This is a genomic window from Limimaricola sp. AA108-03 (genome assembly GCF_050847355.1).
Classification (GTDB): domain Bacteria; phylum Pseudomonadota; class Alphaproteobacteria; order Rhodobacterales; family Rhodobacteraceae; genus Limimaricola.
In genome coordinates, this window is sequence record NZ_CP193755.1 from 2,656,641 (window position 1) to 2,674,408 (window position 17,768).

Here is a 17,768-nt window from a genome sequence, read left to right on the forward strand (position 1 = left end):
GTTCAGTCTGCAAAGCCCGTCAGGCGCGGGATCGTCATGGAGATCTCGGGCACGAAGGTGATCAGCATGATCACCAGGATCTCGACCGCGAGGAAGGGCAGGATCGCCTTGGAGATGGTCTCGACCTTTTCGCCCGAGACCGAGGCCGCGACGAAGAGCACGAGCCCCATCGGTGGCGTCGCGAGCCCGACCGTCAGGTTCACGCACATGATGATCGCGAAATGCACCGAGTCGACGCCCAGAGAGGTGAAGACCGGCCCGAGGATCGGACCCAGGATGATGATCGCCGGGCCCGCGTCGAGGAACATACCCACCGCGAACAGCAGCAGGTTGATCAGGAACAGGAGCAGCAGCGGGTTCTCGGTCAGGGTCAGGATGAACTCGGCCAGAAGCTCGGGCGCATGGGAGAGCGACACCACCGTCTTGAACGACATCGCCGCGCCGACCAGCAGCAGCACCACGGCCGAGGTGATGCCCGCCTTCGACAGCACGTCCGACAGCTCCGAGAATTTGAGCGTGCGTAGGACGAAGAGGCCGATGATCAGCGCGTAGGCCACGGCCACGGCCGCGGCCTCGGTCGGCGTGAACACCCCCGACAGGATGCCGCCGAGGATGATGACCGGCGTCAGCAGCGGGAAGAAGGCCTTGAGGCTCGCCTGACCGCGCTCGCCCCACGTGTGACGCCGCGAGGCGATGGGAAAGTCGTAGCGATCGGCCATCAGCTTGACGATCAGCATCAGGCCCACGCCCACGAGGACGCCCGGCACGATGCCCGCGAGGAATAGCGCCGCCACGCTCTCGCCCATGACATAGGCGTAGATGATCATGATGCCCGAGGGCGGGATGATCGGGCCGATGACCGAGGACGCGGCGGTGATCGCAGCGGCGAAGCGGCGGGTGTAGCCCTGCTTCTCCATCGCCGGGATCAGCATCGAGCCCAGCGCCGAGGTGTCGGCCACCGCCGAGCCCGACAGGCCCGCGAAGAGCATCGAGGACAGGATGTTCACATGCGCGAGCCCGCCGCGGAAATGGCCCATCATCGCCTGGGAGAACTCGACGAGGCGCAGGGTGATGCCGCCACGGTTCATCAGCTCGCCCGCCAGCATGAAGAACGGGATCGCCATCAGCGGAAAGCTGTCCATGCCGTTGTAGAGGTTGCGGTACAGCAGCGTGAGATCGCGCTCCTGGCCGTTGAGCCAGAGCAGGATGCCCGGCGCGAACAGGAGGCCGAAGAAGACCGGCAGGCCGACCATGAGGAAGAACAGGAAGACCGGAAGGAACAGGACCAGCATTATTCGGCGCTCCCCAGAACGGGATTACGGACCATGGGCAGCCGGTCGGCGGCCCCGAAGAGCCCCATCAGGGCACGCAGCATCAGCTCGAGATTGACGAGGATCAGCATCGCGAAGCCCACCACGAGCGACAGCATCATCCAGCTGCGCGGAATGCGGAACCAGCTGTCGAAGCTCCAGGATGTCGGCAGGTAGAGCGAGGCGGTGTCGAACCGTCCGCCCAAGCCGTTCACCTCGGCCCAGCCGATGGAGAGCCCCATCACCAGCACCAGCATGGCGATCGAGAGCAGGATCAGCGACAGCAGAGATGACAGCCGCACCGGCAGCGCCATCAGCAGGCTGTCGATGGCGACGAAGCCGCCATGGCGCAGCGCGGTGGGGGCCATCAGCCCGGTCATCCACAGCATGCAGAAGCGCGCCGCCTCGTCGGGCCAGGGCAGCGCGTTGTTGAACACGTAGCGCATGACGACCTGCAACAGCGTCACCGCCACCATCACGGCGATGGCCACGACGCCGATCGCGCGGCCCGCGGTGCAGAGCGCCGCATTGAGCCGCCCCAGCGGCCCCAGTACGGCCAGAACTCCTCCCATTCCTCTCCCCTTCCCTCTCGGGTGGCCGCTCCTCCCCAGGATGCGGCGGTGTCTCAGTCCTGCGCGATCCGCGCGGTCTTGCCCGCGTAGAAGACGAGCGGGGTGCCGTCGCGCAGTTCGCAACGATCGACCCGGCCCACGACGATCACGTGGTCGCCGCCATCATGCGTGGCCTCGCGCGTGCAGTCGAAGCGGGCGAGCGCGCCGGGGATCACCGGCACGCCGTCGGCGTTCACCTCGAGATCGTGCTCGCCCAGCTTCCAGGCGTCCTTGGAGACGCCGAAACACAGATCGGCCTGCTCGGCGGCCAGCACGTGGATCACGTAATTCGTGGCATGGGCGAAATGCCCGAAGCGGCGCGACTTGCGATCCGGCGACCACAGCACCAGCGGCGGGTCGAGCGACAGGCTCGAAAAGCTGTTGGCGGTGATCGCCACGGGGCCGTCCTCGCCGGCCACCGTGACGATGGTGACGCCGGTGGCAAAGCGGCCGAAGGCATCGCGCAGGAGCCGCGTGTTCTCCGCATCCGGCACGAAGCCGGTGATCTCGGCCGCCGCGCTCATGGCACTTCGGTGCCGAGGCCGGCCTCGTAGAGCGAGAACCAGGTCTCGCGGTCGATCTCGACCTTGAGCGCGTCGGAAATCTTCGCGATCCGCTCGACGTTGTTGGTGCCCAGCACCGGCAGGATGCCCGCCGGATGCGCGAGCAGGAAGGCCACCGCGACGGCGGCGCGGTCGACGCCCTGCGCCGCGGCGATGCGGTCGAGACGCTCGGCCACCGGCCCCTGCCCGGTCATCAGGTCACCGCCGCCCAGCGGCGACCATGCCATCAGCGGGATGTTCCGCCGCTGGTGATAGGCGAGATCGCCATTGGTGAAGGGCGCGAGCTCCTTCAGCGAGATCTCGATCTGGTTGGTGGCGAGCGGCGTGTCCATCGCCGATTCCAGCAGTTCCACGTCCCATGGCCGGAAGTTCGAGACGCCGACGGCGCGGACCTTGCCGCTCGCCACCAGCGCGTCGAGCGCGGCGCCGGTTTCGCGGGGGTCCATCATCGGGTCGGGGCGGTGGATCAGCAGCAGGTCGAGATACTCGGTGCCCATGTCGCGCAGGCTCGTCTCGACCGCCTGTTCGATATAGGCGCGCGAGGTGTCGTAATGCTTGACCGTCTTGTCGGCGTGGCGGCCCATCGGCGCGACGATGCCGCATTTGCTGACGATCTCGATCCGGTCACGCAGCGCGGGGTCTTCCTTCAGCGCCGCGCCCAGCACCGCCTCGGCGCCATAGGCGCCGTAGATGTCGGCCTGATCCATCGTCGTGATGCCCTGCGCGAGGCAGGCGTCGATCTTGGCGCGGACATGGGCGGGGCTGGTGTCGGCGTCGTCGGCGATGCGCCACATGCCATAGACCAGGCGGCTCAGCGCCACGTCGCGCGAAATCTCGATACGGTCCATCAGCGTCGTTCTCCTGCGCCCAGCGGCGTCTTCGGTGTCTGGCTCGGCACCCGGCCATAGGCCTCCGGCAGCGAGCATGTCTTCATCATCGGCAGCACCCGGGCCCCGAAATGCTTGGCCTCGTCGATATGCGGATATCCCGACAGGATGAAGGCCCGCATGCCCATCTTCCGGTATTCCTCGAGCTTCGAATAGACTTGGTCGGTCGAGCCCACCAGCGCCGCGCCGCAGCCCGAGCGTGCCCGGCCGACGCCGGTCCAGAGGTTCGGCTCGATGAAGCCCTCCATATCCGCAAGCTCACGGTTGCGCGCCTGGTGCGACACGCCCAGCGAGGTGGCGTCGAGCGCCCGCTCGCGGATCGTGCGGCCCTGCTCGTCATCCAGTTCTGAGACGAGATGCTGCGCGTATTCGCGCGCCTCTGCCTCTGTATCGCGGACGATGACGTGCACCCGCAGCCCGTAATCCAGCGTGCGGTCGTATTTCTCGGCCACCGAATGCACCGCGCGCATCCGCTCGGCGAGGTCTTCCTTCTTCTCGGGCCACATCAGGTAGACGTCGCAATGCTGGCCGCAAAGCTCCAGCGCGTCGGGGGAGTAGCCCCCGAAATAGAGAAGCGGACCGCCCTCCTGATAGGGCTTGGCAGGGTCGGTGGTCAGCCCCTCGAAGTCGTAGACCTCGCCCTTGTAGTTGATCTCGTCGCGGGTCCAGGCCTGCTTGAGGATCTCCACCACCTCGCGCGAACGCTGGTAGCGGAACTTGCTTTCGGCCTTCTCGCCCGGGAAATCCGATGAGATGACGTTCAGCGTCAGGCGGCCTTCCAGCATGTGGTCGAGCGTGGCGACGGTGCGCGCCAGCATGATCGGCTGCATCTCGCCGCAGCGGATCGCCGCCAGCAGGTTGATCTTCGAGGTGATCGGCGCGCAGCCCGCGACGAAGCTCAGCGTGTCCTGTCCGACCTGATAGGAGGACGGGCAGAGGATGTTTCGGAAGCCCTGAGATTCGGCGGTCTTCACGATCTCCGAGCAATGCGCCCAGGACGAGCGCAGGTCGCCCTCGGGCTTGCCCAGCAGGCGGTAATCATCCGAGCAGAGCGCTGCGAACCACGACACCTCGACCGCGTCGAGATCGGGCGAGGTGATGGGGACGACGGTCATGCGGGGGCTCCTCCAAGCGTACGATTTCCACTTGCGTAACAGCCCGGCAAATGCAAATCAATGGTGCATCAATTTTGACCGCGAGATTTTCGCAAGATGCCCGAAGCCCCCGCCGCCCTGCCGATCCACCAGCAGATCAGCGAACTTCTCGTGCGCGAGATCGCCTCCGGGCGGCTGGTCGAAGGAGAGCGGCTGCCTCCGGAGCGCGACTTCGCGCAGCGTCTGGGCACCTCGGTGCGCACGCTGAGAAAGGCGCTGGCCGAGCTGTCGGAGAAGGGCATGCTGGAGCGGGTGCAGGGCTCGGGCAACTACGTGCGCCGCAACGCGCAGGCCGAGAGCGTCTACTCCATGTTCCGGCTGGAGCTGCCTGAAGGCGGCGGCCTGCCCCGCGCCGAGGTGCTCGATCTCGCGCGCATGGACAAGCCCGCCGACCTGCCCGGCTTCGGCGCCGCGCCGGACGCCACGCGGATTCGCCGCCTGCGCCGTCTCAACGACACGATCATCGCGGTCGAGGAGATCTGGCTCGACGGCGCGGCCGGCGCGATCGACCCCGCGAAACTCGCGGATTCGCTCTACCTCTACTACAAGACCCATCTCGGCTTCTGGATCACCCGCGCCGAGGATCGGGTCACCATCGGGGAGGTGCCGCACTGGGCGCCGGCGGCCTTCACGCTGCGCCCCGGCACCGTCACCGGATACATCGAGCGGCTGAGCTGGGCGCAGGGCCCGGCGCCGGTCGAGTTCTCGCGCACATGGTTCGACACGGCGCGTGCCCATTACGTGCAACGCCTGATCTGAGGGAGGATCAATGACCACGCCCACCAATTACGGCATCATCGGCTGCGGCATGATGGGACAGGAGCACCTGCGCAACATCGCGCTGCTGCCCGGGACGCGCGTCGCAGCGATCTTCGAGCCCGACGCCGAGATGGCGATGCAGGCGCAGGCGCTCGCGCCCGAGGCGCGGCTGTGCGATTCGGTCGCCGATCTGATGGCGACCGAGGGGCTTGACTGCCTGCTGATCGCCAGCCCCAATTTCCGCCATCTCGAGCAGATGGAGGAGATCGCCCGCACTCGGCCGTTACCGGTCCTCGTCGAAAAACCGCTCTTCACCGATCCGGCCGAGACGGCGCGGCTCGCGGCCTTCCGCGACAGCTACCCCGCCCCGGTCTGGGTGGCGATGGAGTACCGCTACATGCCGCCCATCGCGGCCTTCCTGAAGGAGGCGCAGGCGGCCACCGGGGGCATCAAGATGCTCACCATCCGCGAGCATCGCTTCCCGTTCCTGCACAAGGTCGGCGGCTGGAACCGGTTCAACCGTTTCACCGGCGGCACCTTCGTCGAGAAGTGCTGCCACTTCTTCGACCTGATGCGGCTCACGCTCGGCGACGAGCCGGTGCGGGTCATGGCCTCGGGCAGCCAGGCGGTGAATCACCAGGACGAGAATTACGAGGGCGTGGCGCCCGACGTGCTCGACAATGGCTATGTGATCGTCGATTTCGCGCGCGGCGGTCGTGCCCTGCTGGAATTGTGCATGTTCGCCGAGGGCGCGCGCTACCAGGAAGAGGTCACGGCGGTCGGGCCGCGGGCGCGGATCGACGCGCTGGTGCCGGGGCCGGGCCGGTTCTGGCCCGAGCATCTGGGCGAGCCGCCGGTGCCGCAGCTGATCGTCAGCCCGCGCGAGCCCAAGGGCCCCGAGATCCGCGAGATCCCGGTCGACCCGGCGCTGCTGGAGGCGGGCGACCACAACGGCTCGACCTTCTACCAGCATGCACGATTCCTCGAACTGGTGCGCGGCCAGCGCGCCCGCGCCGAAGTGACGCTCGAGGATGGCTGGGCCGCCGTGGCCATGGGCATCGCCGCGCAGATGTCGATCCGCGAGGGCCGCGCCGTCTCGATGGAGGAAACCGGGCTGATGCCGGCACGGCTGCGCGCCGCCTGACGGCACGCTCGACGACACGGCGCAAAGATTTTCGCGCCCCGAGGGGGCCGACCGCTTGTCGGACCCCCGCCCGCCATCCCATCTCTGCGCGAGGCCGGAACCACGGCCTCGGGATGGTGAGAAGGAATCCGACATGGGAATGTGGCTGTCGCTGGTCGCGGGCCTCGTGCTGCTGGTGCTCGGCGGCGAATTTCTGGTGCGCGGCGCGGTGCGCGTCGCCGAACGGCTGGGCGTGTCGCCGCTGGTGATCGGCCTGACGCTGGTGGGCTTCGGCACCTCGACGCCCGAGCTGGTCACCTCGGTGCAGGCCGCGCTCAAGGGCGTGCCGGGCATCGCCTATGGCAACGTCGTCGGCTCGAACATCGCCAACATCCTGCTGATCATGGGCGGCGCCGCGCTGATCACCCCGATCGCCGTGGCCTCGGCCGCGCTGAGGCGCGACGGCGCGGTGATGGTGGCGGTCACGCTGAGCTTTGCCGCGCTGGGCCTGCTGATGCCTCTGGGCGTGGCGGTGGGCGCCGCCTTCGTCACCGCGCTCGCCCTCTACATCTACATGGCGTTTCGCCAAGAGAGCCGTGGTGCCGTGCGCGAGAAGGCCGATGCAACCCAGAGCGCCGACCCGGCGCTGGCGCCCGACGGCACCACCTCCCTGCCCGTCTCGCTCCTCACCGCACTGGGCGGCCTCGCGCTGGTGGTCTATGGCGGCTACCTTCTGGTCGAGGGCGCGACGACGCTGGCGCGCAGCTTCGGCATCTCCGAGACGGTGATCGGTCTCACGGTTGTCGCGATCGGCACCTCGCTACCGGAACTGGTGACGTCGGTGATGGCGGCGATCCGCAAGCAGGCCGACATGGCCTTCGGCAACATCATCGGTTCGAACATCTACAACATCCTCGGCATCGCCGGCGTCACCGCGATGGTGTCTCCCGGCAACGTGCCGACCGAGATCCTGAGCTTCGACAACCTCGTGATGATCGCCGCTTCGCTCGCCGTCGTCGGTCTCGCCTGGACCGGGCTGCGGATCTCCCGCCGCGAGGGCGCCCTGCTGCTGGCCGGCTACGCGATCTATCTCTGGTCGCTCTGGCCCTGAGAACGGCACCGGCCAAAGGCGCGGCCGTCGCGCCTTGGGCGGACAGGGTCGACCTGTCAAACTCGGTGGATGGAGGTCGAAACCATCCACCGCTCAGCTACCACGGCGGCGCTCAGCGCAGTGCGTAGCCGTGGCGCAGCCGGAGCTTGAGCAGGCGTGTCGCGAGGTCCTGCGCCTCTCGCACCGATCCAGAACCGGCGATGCGCGAACGCCCGCGCCCGCCGATCCGGCCCCAGCGCACTACCAGCGCCGCCTGCGCGAATAGGTCCGGCTCGACGGTGATCTCGTAAAAGCGGTAGCAGTTGCGCCGCGCGTCGATCTTCTCGAGATGGATCTCCATGAGGCGGTGCCCCCGAGGCTTGCGATACACTCCATAAGAAGCGCCCGCGCGCCGCAAAACAAGGGGCGGAGGATCACCTTCGCGCAGGCCGGGACGGCCGGTGCCTTAACCCAGCGCTCCGCCTCAGGGGCGAGGCCCGCCATTTCCAGCGGGCCAAGCGCTTGGCCAGCGCGCTCCACGATCTCAAGCGGCGTCACGACGGATACCGCGGCCATTCTCCCCGGAAGCACCCTACCGCGGTTTCGGCTGACCGCTTGATTGGCCCCGATGCGCCGAGGGATCGGGAATCCCCCCCGGCTCTCGGGCACGCACCGGATCTAGACCGCCGCCGTGCCGGGCTTGAGCACGACCTTGGTCCACTCGTTCTGGTTCTCCTTGAAGTTGGCATAGCCGCGCGGTGCCTCTTCGAGCGGCAGCCGGTGCGAGATCAGGAAGGTGGTGTCGATCTCGCCCTCCTGAATCCGGCGCAGCAGGTCCTTGGTGTAGCGCTGCACGTGGGTCTGGCCGGTCCTGAGCTGCAGCCCCTTCTCCATCAGCGCGCCCAGCGGAAACTTGTCGGCGAAACCGCCATAGACGCCGGGCATCGAGATGCGTCCGCCCTTGCGCACCGCCATGATCGCCATGCGCAAGGCATGCGGGGCGTCGGCGCCCATGCCCACCTTCTGCTTGATCGTGTCGAACACGTTGTCGGGCGCGAAGCCGTGGCTTTCCATGCCGACCGCGTCGATCACCGCGTCGGGACCGATGCCGCCGGTCATCTCCATCAGCGCCTCGAGCACATGGGTCTGGGTGTAGTCGATCACCTTGGCCCCCATCTGCCGCGCCAGCTCTAGCCGGTGCGGGTGGTGGTCGATGGCGATCACCTGATGCGCCCCCATGATCCGCGCGCTTTGCACGGCGAAGAGCCCGACCGGGCCGCAACCCCAGACGGCGACGGTGTCGCCCTCGGTGATGTCGGCGTTCTCGGCGGCCATCCAGCCCGTGGGCAGGATGTCCGAGAGGAACAGAACCTCGTCGTCATCCATGCCCTCGGGGATGACGATCGGACCGACATCCGAAAACGGCACCCGGACATATTCCGCCTGCCCGCCCGGATAGCCGCCGGTCAGGTGCGAATAGCCGAACAGTCCCGACAGAGGATGGCCATAGAGCGGTTCGGTCAGGTCCTGCTTCTCGGCCGGGTTGGAATTGTCGCAAGCCGAGAACTGCTGCATCTTGCAGTGAAAGCACTGGCCGCAGGAGATGGTGAAGGGCACCACCACGCGCTGGCCCTTCTTCAGGGTCGAGCCCGGGCCGGTCTCGACCACGCGCCCCATGAATTCGTGGCCAAGGATGTCGCCCGACATGACACCGGGGATCACCCCGTCATAGAGATGCAGGTCGGAGCCGCAGATCGCGGTCGAGGTCACCTCGATGATCGCGTCGCGCGGGTTGACGATCTCGGGGTCGGGCACGGTATCGACGCGGACGTCGTGGCTGCCGTGATAGGTGAGTGCGCGCATGTCTCAGGCCCCCTCAGCCGTCGTTGCGGTTGCGATTGGTGGCGATCTCGCCGGTCTCCAGCAGCATCTTCAGCCGCTTCAGGTCGCGGCGCGCCTGCACGCCGGGCTCGTCCTGGAACAGCTTGGCCACGATCCGGCCCAGCTCGCCCATCGGCGGGCGGTAGGCGATCACCGTTTCGACGACCGTGCCGCGCATGCCGGGCCCATCGCGGAACATCACCTTGCCCTCCGTGTCGATCTCGCTGTCCTCGGTGGAGCGCCAGGCGATCTCCTCGCCGGGGCGGTCGCTGACGATGCGGGTGATGACCTCGACCGCGCGGCCCATCGGGCCGCTGATGGTCCAGCGCGTGACGTCGCCCGACGCGTGCATGCTTTCGATGTTCTCCATGAACTTCGACAAGTTCGAGAAGTCCCGCCAGAAATCGTAGATCTCCTGGCGGGGACGGTTGATGGTCACGCTGCGACCGGTGACGGCGTAGTCGCCGAAGCGTCTTTGCCGGGCAGTGCGGCCGGGGGCGCTGTCGGCGGGACGGTGCAGCGCCTGTTGCCCGGCATATTGCCGGGCCGCGAGGCCGCCGAGCAGCAGCAATCCGAGGCCGACCGCCAGCGCCGCACCGCCGGGCTGCGCCGCATGGCGCGCGCGCCGGGCGCGCCGGTCGTCCTCAAAGGTCCTGTAGGTCATCGCAGCCTTCCTCCTGGACGGTGGGACCGCGCCGCCCGCCGTTCGGTCGCGCAGCACGTGTGTTCGATGACTCGAACCACCGATCCATGGCGCGGTTCCGACGCGGTACAGGACCGCGCGAAGACCCGCCGCCCTAGTCGAGGCCGAACAGCACGCCGCCGAGGCTCAACTCGCGGTCGAACCGGCCCTGCCGCAGGAAGGCCAGCACCTGCGCCATCACCAGCGGATTGTTCATCATGAAGGTGTGGCTCACCGGCAGGGTGATGTGATCCGCCGCGCCTTCGAGCCGGGTCGAGGCGACCGAGACCTTGCCGTCATCCGGCCCCTCGATCAGCGCCGAGAAAACCGGGTTGAGCGAGGAATCCCCGGCGATGATGCCGACCTCGTAGGAGGGCAGCGGCTCGAGCCGGTTCGGCAGGCTCTGCGGATCGGTGCCGAGCTGCAACCCCGCCGGGCCGTTGATCCATTCGAACGGTTCGAACTCGCCGAACACGTCGACAAGCTCCGAGCCCTTGTTGGGCGGCGCCAGCATCACCACCCGGCCCATCTTCGCCGGGCGGTGATCGGTGAGCCAGAGCCGCACGAGGATGCCGCCCATCGAATGGGTCACGAAATGCACGGTGCGGTCGCCGCAGGCCGCCACGTCGTCGGGCACCGCCTCGACCAGATCCTCGATCCGCGCCTCGGTCGAGGGATAGCCGCGATTGACCACCTTGTAGCCGTTGGCCTCGACCACCTCGGCCATCGGCGCGAAGCTGAGATCGGTGCGCGCCAGACCGTGCAGGAACACGACGCAATCCGCCGTCTCCTCCGGCGCGGCGCGGGCGCAGGCGGAGAGCAGGGCGAGGCAGACGGACAGCATCAGGACGGGGCGTATCATGCACATCAGATAGGTGGCGCGACCGCCGCGCACAGGCCGGTCTTGCCTGCGCCCGCCGCCACGGCCATGGTCGCGCCATGACATCCCCCGTCCGCCTCGCCGTGCGCGCGATCCTGATGCGCGAGAACCGCCTGCTTCTGGTCAATGCCTACAGGGGCCGCGACGATCTGTGGTGCGCGCCGGGCGGCGGCGTCGAGCCGCACGCCTCGCTGCCCGACAACCTCGCGCGCGAACTGCGCGAGGAATGCGGGTTGGAGGTCGCGGTGGGCGCGCCCTGTCTCGTCAACGAGTTCCACCACCAGCGGCGCGGCTTCCATCAGGTCGATCTCTACTTCCGCTGCGCACTGGTCTCGGGCGATCCGCATGGCGACTGGGTCGATCCCGAGGGGGTGGTGAGCCATCGCCGCTGGGTCACGCGCGCCGAGATGGCCGGGCTCAGGGTCAAGCCCGACAGCCTCGCCGCCGTCGCCTGGGAGGACGGAGACGCGCCGGGCTACGACCCGCTCGAGCCGATCCTGCTCTAGAGCGCGAAGAACAGCAGCGTCATCACCAGACCGACGCCGGTAATGCCGATGCGCAGATGGTCCATGCGGATGAGCTTGGCGCCGCGCGCGCCCAGATAGCCGCCGATCGTCGTCGCCACCGCCATGATCAGCGCCGCGTCCCAGTCGATCAGCCCAGCCGCGGCATAGGCCGCCGCCGAGACCAGCGACAGCACCGCCGAGAGCAGCACCTTGAGCCCGTTCATGCCGTGCAGATTCACGAAGCCGATCAGCCCGAGCATCGCCAGGAGCAGGATGCCCAGTCCACCGTTGAAATAGCCGCCATAGATCGACACGGCGAGCACCGCCGCCCCCGACAGCACCGGGCCCGCCGGGCCGAAGCCGCGCGCCCGCACGAAGGCCAGAACCCGCGGCCCGGTGGCGAACAGCACGGTGGCGATGAGCAGCAGCCACGGCACCAGCCCCTCGAACACCGCACCCGGCGTCACGAGGAGCAGCCCAGCCCCCAGAAGGCCGCCCAGAGCCCCCAGCCCCACGATCGCGCGCAACCCCAGCGTGCCCTCGGCGCTGACATCCGAGCGGTAGCCCCAGGCCGAGCTGGCATAGCCCGGCAGCGCGCCGATGGTGGCGGTGGCGTTGGCCATGATCGGCGGCACGCCAAGCCAGACCAGCGCCGGAAAGGTCAGGAAGGTGCCGCCACCGGCGACCGCGTTGAGCGCGCCGGCAAGCAGACCCGATATGGTGATCGTGACGAAGAACAGCATGGGGTCTCCCATCGGTCCGGACTGTCGGGCCGCGCAATCCATGCCGTGCGCATGCAGCAGGGGCAAGGGCAGTCGGTCAGGCGGCCGCGCGGCGGCTGAGGCTTCGCGCGGCCGCGGGCCCGCGCTAGGCTCGCCCCGCAACAGGAAGGACCCGGCCAGATGATACAACCGACGCTCCCGCTCGACGGCGCCTGCCGGTGCGGCGCCACCCGCATCCGGATCACCGCGCCGCCGCTGATGACGGCGGCGTGCCACTGCACCGGCTGCCAGAAGATGACCGGCAGCGCCTATTCGCTCACCGCGATGGTCCCGGCCGAGGGCTTCGAGGTGATCCAAGGCGAACCGGTGATCGGCGGGATGCACGTTCCGCGGCAGCGCCACCATTTCTGCCCGCGCTGCATGAGCTGGATGTTCACCCGCTTCGACGAGATGCCCTTCGTGAATGTCCGCCCCACCATGTTCGACGACGCCTCCTGGTTCGCGCCCTTCGTCGAAACCATGACGCGCGAGAAGCTGGCCTGGGCCGAGACCCCAGCGCGGCACCGCTTCGAGGGGTTTCCACCGGTGGAGCGCTACGAGGCGCTGATGGCGGAATTCGTGCAGGCGCAGGCCGGGCCCGGGGCCTGAAAGCGCAAAAGGGGGCTCCGAAGAGCCCCCTTTCCCGTAACGATCGGTGTGGATCGCGGCAGATTACATCATGCCGCCCATGCCACCCATGCCGCCCATGCCGCCCATGTCCGGGGCACCGCCCTCGTCCTTCTTGGGCTTGTCGGCGATCATGGCTTCGGTGGTGATCAGCAGACCGGCGACCGAGGCTGCGTCCTCGAGCGCGGTGCGGGTCACTTTGGCCGGGTCGATCACGCCGAACTTGAACATGTCGCCATATTCCTCGGTCTGCGCGTTGAAGCCGTAGGTCAGGTCGGTCGACTCGCGGACCTTGCCGGCCACCACGGCACCGTCGACGCCGGCGTTCTCGGCGATCTGGCGCAGCGGCGCTTCCAGCGCGCGACGCACGATGGCGATGCCCGCATCCTGGTCCGAGTTCTCGCCTGCGAGACCTTCGAGCGACTTGCCGGCCTGCACGAGGGCGACGCCGCCGCCGACGATCACGCCTTCCTGCACCGCGGCGCGGGTCGCGTTGAGCGCGTCATCGACGCGGTCCTTGCGCTCCTTCACCTCGACCTCGGTCATGCCGCCGACGCGGATGACGGCGACGCCACCGGCGAGCTTGGCAACCCGCTCCTGCAGCTTCTCGCGGTCGTAATCCGAGGTGGTGTCCTCGATCTGGGTGCGAATCTGGGCGACGCGCGCCTCGATCTCGGCCTTGTCGCCATGGCCGTCGACGATGGTGGTCTCGTCCTTGGTGATCGACACCTTCTTGGCGGTGCCGAGCATGTCCATGGTGACGTTCTCGAGCTTCATGCCGAGATCTTCCGAGATCACCTGGCCGCCGGTCAGGATCGCGATGTCCTGCAGCATGGCCTTGCGACGGTCACCGAAGCCCGGCGCCTTGACGGCGGCGATCTTCAGGCCGCCACGCAGCTTGTTGACGACGAGCGTGGCCAGGGCCTCGCCCTCGACGTCCTCGGCGATGATCAGCAGCGGCTTCTGCGACTGGATCACCTGCTCGAGGAGCGGCACCATCGGCTGCAGCGAGGAGAGCTTCTTCTCGTGCAGCAGGATCATGCAGTCTTCGAGCTCGGCGACCATCTTGTCGGGGTTGGTCGCGAAGTAGGGCGACAGGTAGCCGCGGTCGAACTGCATGCCCTCGACGACTTCGGTCTCGGTCTCGAGGCCCTTGTTCTCCTCGACGGTGATGACACCCTCGTTGCCGACCTTCTGCATCGCGTCGGCGATCTGGCGACCGATCGAGGCTTCGCCGTTGGCGGAGATGGTGCCGACCTGGGCGACTTCGTCGCTGTCGTTCACCGGACGCGCGGCGGCCTTGATCGCCTCGACGACCTTGGCGGTGGCGAGATCGATGCCGCGCTTGAGGTCCATCGGGTTCATGCCGGCGGCGACCGACTTCAGGCCTTCCTTGATGATGGCCTGGGCCAGCACGGTGGCGGTGGTGGTGCCGTCACCCGCTTCGTCGTTGGTGCGGGAAGCGACTTCCTTCACCATCTGCGCGCCCATGTTCTCGAACTTGTCCTCGAGTTCGATTTCCTTGGCGACGGTGACGCCGTCCTTGGTGATGCGGGGCGCACCGAAGGATTTCTCGATGACCACGTTGCGGCCCTTGGGGCCGAGGGTCACCTTGACCGCGTTGGCGAGCGTGTTGACGCCCTTGAGCATGCGGTTGCGGGCATCGGTGTCGAACTTGACGTCCTTGGAAGCCATGTGAGTGCTCCTTGATCTGAATTCAGTGGGAAAGGGTCAGCGAGGGTCTCAGGCGATGATGCCGAGAATGTCGCTTTCCTTCATGATCAGCAGCTCTTCGCCGTTGACGGTGACCTCGGTGCCGGACCACTTGCCGAACAGGACGCGATCGCCTTCCTTGACGGCCATCGCGATCAGCTCGCCATTGTCCTTGCGGGCGCCGTCGCCACAGGCGATCACTTCGCCCTCGGCCGGCTTTTCCTTGGCGTTGTCGGGGATGATCAGACCGCCCTTGGTCTTCTCTTCGCCCTCGACGCGACGCACCAGGACCCGGTCGTGAAGCGGTTTGAATGCCATCTCTGCAGCTCCTCAGCAGTATGTATGTTCCCATGCCCCCGGAAGAGGCATTAGCACTCCCTGTCGGTGAGTGCCAACGACGAGAGAGGTAAGCAGGGCTCACGGAGCTGTCAAGCGCCTCGCGGCGCGGAAATGTCACGCCTCGGACGCGCGCACGAGAAACCTGAAAAAGGGGCTTCTCAGAACGGCGTCTTCGTGCATGATGCCGTCAGGACAACCCCGGATCGGGAGGGCGGCTTATGACTCGAGGATATCTCTCTCACGGCTGAACGCCGCGCCACCGCCTGTCGCGGATGGCCGGCTCGCCCCCGCCTCCGCCCGTCGATGTTACCAGTTCCAGGGCTTAGTCCATGACCCCCCGTATTGACGTGGTCGATCGCTCGACCGCCGCCACCCGTCGCCCCGTGCGACGCGCATCGCGCCAGACCCTGCCGTATTGCGCCGTCCTTGGGCGGCCGCGATCCGGCATGCTTGCGCATGCGGGCAGCGGCGCGGCGATCCTCCACCACCCGCGCGCCTCCCCGCTCTAGGGCGAGACCCGCAAGCGACCCTTCCCATCCCGCCCCGGCGGCGCGACCCGCGCCACCGGCCGGGAGAGACGTGGCCGCACCACCCCGGACACGGCCGAGCCATGTCCGAAAACTCAACCCAAGGATGAAAAGGAACATCCCATGCATCCGCCCTTCTACATCATCGATCACCGTGCCCAGCCCGACAGCCTCGCCCCGTGGGAAGAGCGCCCCCGGGTCCGGCGCGGCGGGCCCGCCCGGCTCGACCTGGAGATGCCGCATACCGGCACCGGTCTGGCCCTGCTGCGTACCGCAAAAGACGATCCCCCGGCGGCCCGCGCCACGGCGGGCGGCATCTGGCCGCGCCTGCGGGCGCTGGTGAGCCGCAGGCCGATGACGGAGCCCGTGCGGTGACACATGGGGCGGCGCGGATCATCGCGCCGCCCCTCCCCCGATGCGCCACCCCTCCCGTCGGCGGACCTCCGGGCGGGTGACAAGCCTCGTGCCCCTGCCTATAAGGCGCGCGACCCGTTCACCCGTATCTCTCCGAAGGATTTCCCCATGACCACGCTCGTCTTCGGCCACAAGGCGCCCGACACCGATTCGACCGGCTCGCCGCTCATCTGGGCCTGGTACCTGTCGCAGCGCGGCCAGTCCGCCGAGGCCCGGCTCCTGGGCGAGCCCAACACCGAGGCGAAATTCGTGGCCGAGCGCTGGGGCTTCGAACTGCCGCAGATCATCGATGACGTCGAAGAGGGCCAGAAGGTCGTGATCGTCGACACCAACAACCCCGCCGAGCTGCCCGCCTCGATCAACAAGGCCGACATCACCGCGATCATCGACCACCACAAGCTGTTCGGCGGCCTCGAGACCAAGGGCCCGATCGACATCACCATCAAGCCGCTGGCCTGCACCGCCACCATCATGCACGACCTGATGGGTCACGTCGCCACCGAGATGCCCGAGGGCATCAAGGGGCTGATGCTGTCCTGCATCCTGTCGGACACGCTGGAATTCCGCTCGCCCACCACCACCCCGGCCGATCAGGCGCTGGCCGAGCGCCTCGCTGCCGATCTCGGCCTCGACGTTTCGGACTACGCGGCCGAGATGTTCGCCGCCAAATCCGACGTCTCGGCCTTCTCCGAGGCCGAGCTGCTGCGCATGGACAGCAAGGAAACCACCGTCGAGGGCAAGAAGCTGCGCGTCTCGGTGCTCGAGACGACCTCGCCCGATCAGGTGCTGTCGCGCAAGGCGGCGCTGCTCGAGGCGATGCCCAAGGTCGCGGCAGAGGACGGTGCCGACGAGGTGCTCCTCTTCGTGGTCGACATCCTTGCCGAGCAGGCGACGATGCTGATCCCCAACGACACGGTGAAGACGATCGCCGAGAAGAGCTTCGACGCGACCGTCGAGGGTGACAGCGTCGTGCTGCCCGGCGTGATGAGCCGCAAGAAGCAGATCATCCCCGTGCTGAAGGTCTGAGGCGCATGACCAGGATCATCGAGAGCTTCGCCGCGATCTCGGGCGATTACGACGCCGCCTTCGTCGACCTGTGGGGCTGCATGCATGACGGCGTGCGGGCTCACGAGGCCGCGGTCGCCGCGATGCGCGGCTTTCGCGCGGCCGGCGGCAAGGTGATCCTGGTCACCAACTCGCCGCGCCCGCGCGCCTCCGTCGAGAGCCAGATAAAGGGTCTCGGCGTGCCGCGCGACTGCTGGGATTCGATCGCCAGCTCCGGCGATTCGGCCCGCGCCGCGATGTATGAGGGCGTGGTCGGCGAGAAGGTCTGGTTCATCGGCGACGAACGCGACGAGGCCTTCTTCGAGCCGCTGAAGATCATCAAGGACCCGGTCCCGGTCACCCGCACCGATCTCGACAAGGCCGAAGGCATCGTCTGCTGCGGCCCCGAGGACGAGCACGCCGAGCCCGACGTCTACCGCCCGCAATTCGAGCAGGCGATCGCGCGCGGGCTGAAGCTGCTCTGCGCCAATCCCGACATCATCGTCGATCGCGGCGACGAGCGGGTCTGGTGCGCGGGCGCGCTGGCGCGGCTCTATACCGAGATGGGCGGCGAGAGCCTCTATTTCGGCAAGCCGCACGCGCCGATCTACGATCTGGCGCGGCGCCGGCTGGCCGAGATCGATCCCGATATCGCCGACGACCGCATCATCTGCATCGGAGACGGTCCGCAGACCGATGTGTCCGGTGCGGCGGGCGCCGGGCTCGACGCGCTGTTCATCACCGGCGGCCTCTCGGCCGAGGAGACCGGCACCGCGCCGGGCGGCCAGCCCGATGCCGACCGGCTCGAGGCGCATCTTCGCGAAGAGCGGCAGGCTCCGGCCTATGCGATGGGCTTCCTGCGCTGAGATGAGCGGCGGCGCGCGCCCCGCTTGCGTG

General features: G+C 67.9%; 20 protein-coding genes. 8 read left to right on the forward strand and 12 right to left on the reverse strand.

Translation table 11 applies throughout. The features are described 5' to 3' along the window. Positions 1 to 2: 2 nt before the first annotated feature. Genes ACRAQ3_RS12990 through ACRAQ3_RS13010 form a run of 5 tightly spaced genes read right to left on the reverse strand, consistent with a single transcriptional unit; the run spans position 3 to position 4,486 of the window. Complete coding sequence (locus tag ACRAQ3_RS12990; protein WP_432254912.1) at positions 3 to 1,292, reverse strand: TRAP transporter large permease; 1,290 nt, start codon at positions 1,290 to 1,292, stop codon at positions 3 to 5. After that, positions 1,292 to 1,882 carry a TRAP transporter small permease gene (locus tag ACRAQ3_RS12995; protein ID WP_432254913.1) on the reverse strand — a complete coding sequence of 197 codons (591 nt, stop codon included), beginning with the start codon at positions 1,880 to 1,882 and terminating at the stop codon, positions 1,292 to 1,294. Before ACRAQ3_RS12995 ends, ACRAQ3_RS12990 begins: the two co-directional genes overlap by 1 nt. Before the next feature lie 53 nt (positions 1,883 to 1,935). Further along, entirely contained in the window at positions 1,936 to 2,445 is a 510-nt protein-coding gene (locus ACRAQ3_RS13000; protein WP_085896086.1) for a flavin reductase family protein, read from the reverse strand. Further along, the gene (locus ACRAQ3_RS13005) at positions 2,442 to 3,332 is read right to left on the reverse strand and encodes an aldo/keto reductase (protein WP_432254914.1); all 891 of its coding nucleotides are present in this window, start codon (positions 3,330 to 3,332) and stop codon (positions 2,442 to 2,444) included. The genes ACRAQ3_RS13000 and ACRAQ3_RS13005 overlap by 4 nt, the downstream gene beginning before the upstream one ends. Beyond that, complete coding sequence (locus ACRAQ3_RS13010; protein ID WP_269395791.1) at positions 3,332 to 4,486, reverse strand: LLM class flavin-dependent oxidoreductase; 1,155 nt, start codon at positions 4,484 to 4,486, stop codon at positions 3,332 to 3,334. Before ACRAQ3_RS13010 ends, ACRAQ3_RS13005 begins: the two co-directional genes overlap by 1 nt. Before the next feature lie 96 nt (positions 4,487 to 4,582). On the opposite strand from ACRAQ3_RS13010, the gene ACRAQ3_RS13015 reads away from it, so the two are divergent. The 3 genes from ACRAQ3_RS13015 (at position 4,583) to ACRAQ3_RS13025 (ending at position 7,518) form a co-directional block, all read left to right on the forward strand. Further along, positions 4,583 to 5,284 carry a GntR family transcriptional regulator gene (locus ACRAQ3_RS13015; protein WP_432254915.1) on the forward strand — a complete coding sequence of 234 codons (702 nt, stop codon included), beginning with the start codon at positions 4,583 to 4,585 and terminating at the stop codon, positions 5,282 to 5,284. A 10-nt stretch (positions 5,285 to 5,294) separates the two neighbouring features. Next, on the forward strand, positions 5,295 to 6,428 hold the full coding sequence (locus tag ACRAQ3_RS13020; RefSeq protein WP_269395789.1) for a Gfo/Idh/MocA family protein: 1,134 nt from the start codon (positions 5,295 to 5,297) through the stop codon (positions 6,426 to 6,428). A gap of 133 nt (positions 6,429 to 6,561) precedes the next feature. Further along, positions 6,562 to 7,518, forward strand: a complete 957-nt coding sequence (locus tag ACRAQ3_RS13025; RefSeq protein ID WP_432254916.1) for a calcium/sodium antiporter — start codon at positions 6,562 to 6,564, stop codon at positions 7,516 to 7,518. A 112-nt stretch (positions 7,519 to 7,630) separates the two neighbouring features. Here the strand turns inward: ACRAQ3_RS13025 and ACRAQ3_RS13030 are convergent, their stop codons facing one another. The 4 genes from ACRAQ3_RS13030 to ACRAQ3_RS13045 form a co-directional block, all read right to left on the reverse strand. Then, positions 7,631 to 7,858 carry a WGR domain-containing protein gene (locus ACRAQ3_RS13030; protein ID WP_085896092.1) on the reverse strand — a complete coding sequence of 76 codons (228 nt, stop codon included), beginning with the start codon at positions 7,856 to 7,858 and terminating at the stop codon, positions 7,631 to 7,633. 317 nt (positions 7,859 to 8,175) lie between these two features. Continuing rightward, positions 8,176 to 9,360: a zinc-dependent alcohol dehydrogenase gene (locus ACRAQ3_RS13035; protein ID WP_432254917.1), complete on the reverse strand. Its 1,185-nt coding sequence runs from the start codon at positions 9,358 to 9,360 to the stop codon at positions 8,176 to 8,178. 13 nt (positions 9,361 to 9,373) lie between these two features. After that, positions 9,374 to 10,042, reverse strand: coding sequence for an SRPBCC family protein (locus ACRAQ3_RS13040; protein ID WP_432254918.1), 669 nt, complete (start codon positions 10,040 to 10,042; stop codon positions 9,374 to 9,376). Between the two features lie 133 nt (positions 10,043 to 10,175). Beyond that, the gene (locus ACRAQ3_RS13045) at positions 10,176 to 10,922 is read right to left on the reverse strand and encodes an alpha/beta fold hydrolase (protein WP_269395785.1); all 747 of its coding nucleotides are present in this window, start codon (positions 10,920 to 10,922) and stop codon (positions 10,176 to 10,178) included. Positions 10,923 to 10,999: 77 nt separating this feature from the next. Here ACRAQ3_RS13045 and ACRAQ3_RS13050 point away from each other — a divergent pair, with 77 nt between their 5' ends. After that, the gene (locus ACRAQ3_RS13050; protein WP_269395784.1) at positions 11,000 to 11,446 is read left to right on the forward strand and encodes an NUDIX domain-containing protein; all 447 of its coding nucleotides are present in this window, start codon (positions 11,000 to 11,002) and stop codon (positions 11,444 to 11,446) included. On the opposite strand, the gene ACRAQ3_RS13055 is transcribed toward ACRAQ3_RS13050, so the two are convergent. Then, positions 11,443 to 12,189 (reverse strand): sulfite exporter TauE/SafE family protein, encoded by a 747-nt coding sequence (locus tag ACRAQ3_RS13055; protein WP_432256295.1) that lies wholly within the window; start codon positions 12,187 to 12,189, stop codon positions 11,443 to 11,445. The genes ACRAQ3_RS13050 and ACRAQ3_RS13055 overlap by 4 nt on opposite strands. Before the next feature lie 159 nt (positions 12,190 to 12,348). Between ACRAQ3_RS13055 and ACRAQ3_RS13060 the strand changes: the two genes are divergently transcribed. Further along, positions 12,349 to 12,816 carry a GFA family protein gene (locus ACRAQ3_RS13060; protein WP_432254919.1) on the forward strand — a complete coding sequence of 156 codons (468 nt, stop codon included), beginning with the start codon at positions 12,349 to 12,351 and terminating at the stop codon, positions 12,814 to 12,816. A gap of 63 nt (positions 12,817 to 12,879) precedes the next feature. On the opposite strand, the gene groL is transcribed toward ACRAQ3_RS13060, so the two are convergent. Together groL and groES are read right to left on the reverse strand one after the other, a co-directional pair. Continuing rightward, a complete protein-coding gene (gene groL / locus ACRAQ3_RS13065) occupies positions 12,880 to 14,529 on the reverse strand; it encodes a chaperonin GroEL (protein ID WP_269395781.1) in 1,650 nt (549 codons plus the stop codon). Positions 14,530 to 14,577: 48 nt separating this feature from the next. Beyond that, positions 14,578 to 14,865 carry a co-chaperone GroES gene (gene groES / locus ACRAQ3_RS13070; RefSeq protein WP_085896098.1) on the reverse strand — a complete coding sequence of 96 codons (288 nt, stop codon included), beginning with the start codon at positions 14,863 to 14,865 and terminating at the stop codon, positions 14,578 to 14,580. Between the two features lie 671 nt (positions 14,866 to 15,536). On the opposite strand from groES, the gene ACRAQ3_RS13075 reads away from it, so the two are divergent. The 3 genes from ACRAQ3_RS13075 to ACRAQ3_RS13085 all read left to right on the forward strand — a co-directional run bounded on the left by ACRAQ3_RS13075 (position 15,537) and on the right by ACRAQ3_RS13085 (position 17,737). Beyond that, positions 15,537 to 15,788: a hypothetical protein gene (locus ACRAQ3_RS13075; protein WP_432254920.1), complete on the forward strand. Its 252-nt coding sequence runs from the start codon at positions 15,537 to 15,539 to the stop codon at positions 15,786 to 15,788. 147 nt (positions 15,789 to 15,935) lie between these two features. Next, complete coding sequence (locus tag ACRAQ3_RS13080; protein ID WP_432254921.1) at positions 15,936 to 16,853, forward strand: manganese-dependent inorganic pyrophosphatase; 918 nt, start codon at positions 15,936 to 15,938, stop codon at positions 16,851 to 16,853. A 5-nt stretch (positions 16,854 to 16,858) separates the two neighbouring features. Further along, positions 16,859 to 17,737, forward strand: coding sequence for a TIGR01459 family HAD-type hydrolase (locus ACRAQ3_RS13085; protein ID WP_432254922.1), 879 nt, complete (start codon positions 16,859 to 16,861; stop codon positions 17,735 to 17,737). Positions 17,738 to 17,768: the final 31 nt, after the last annotated feature.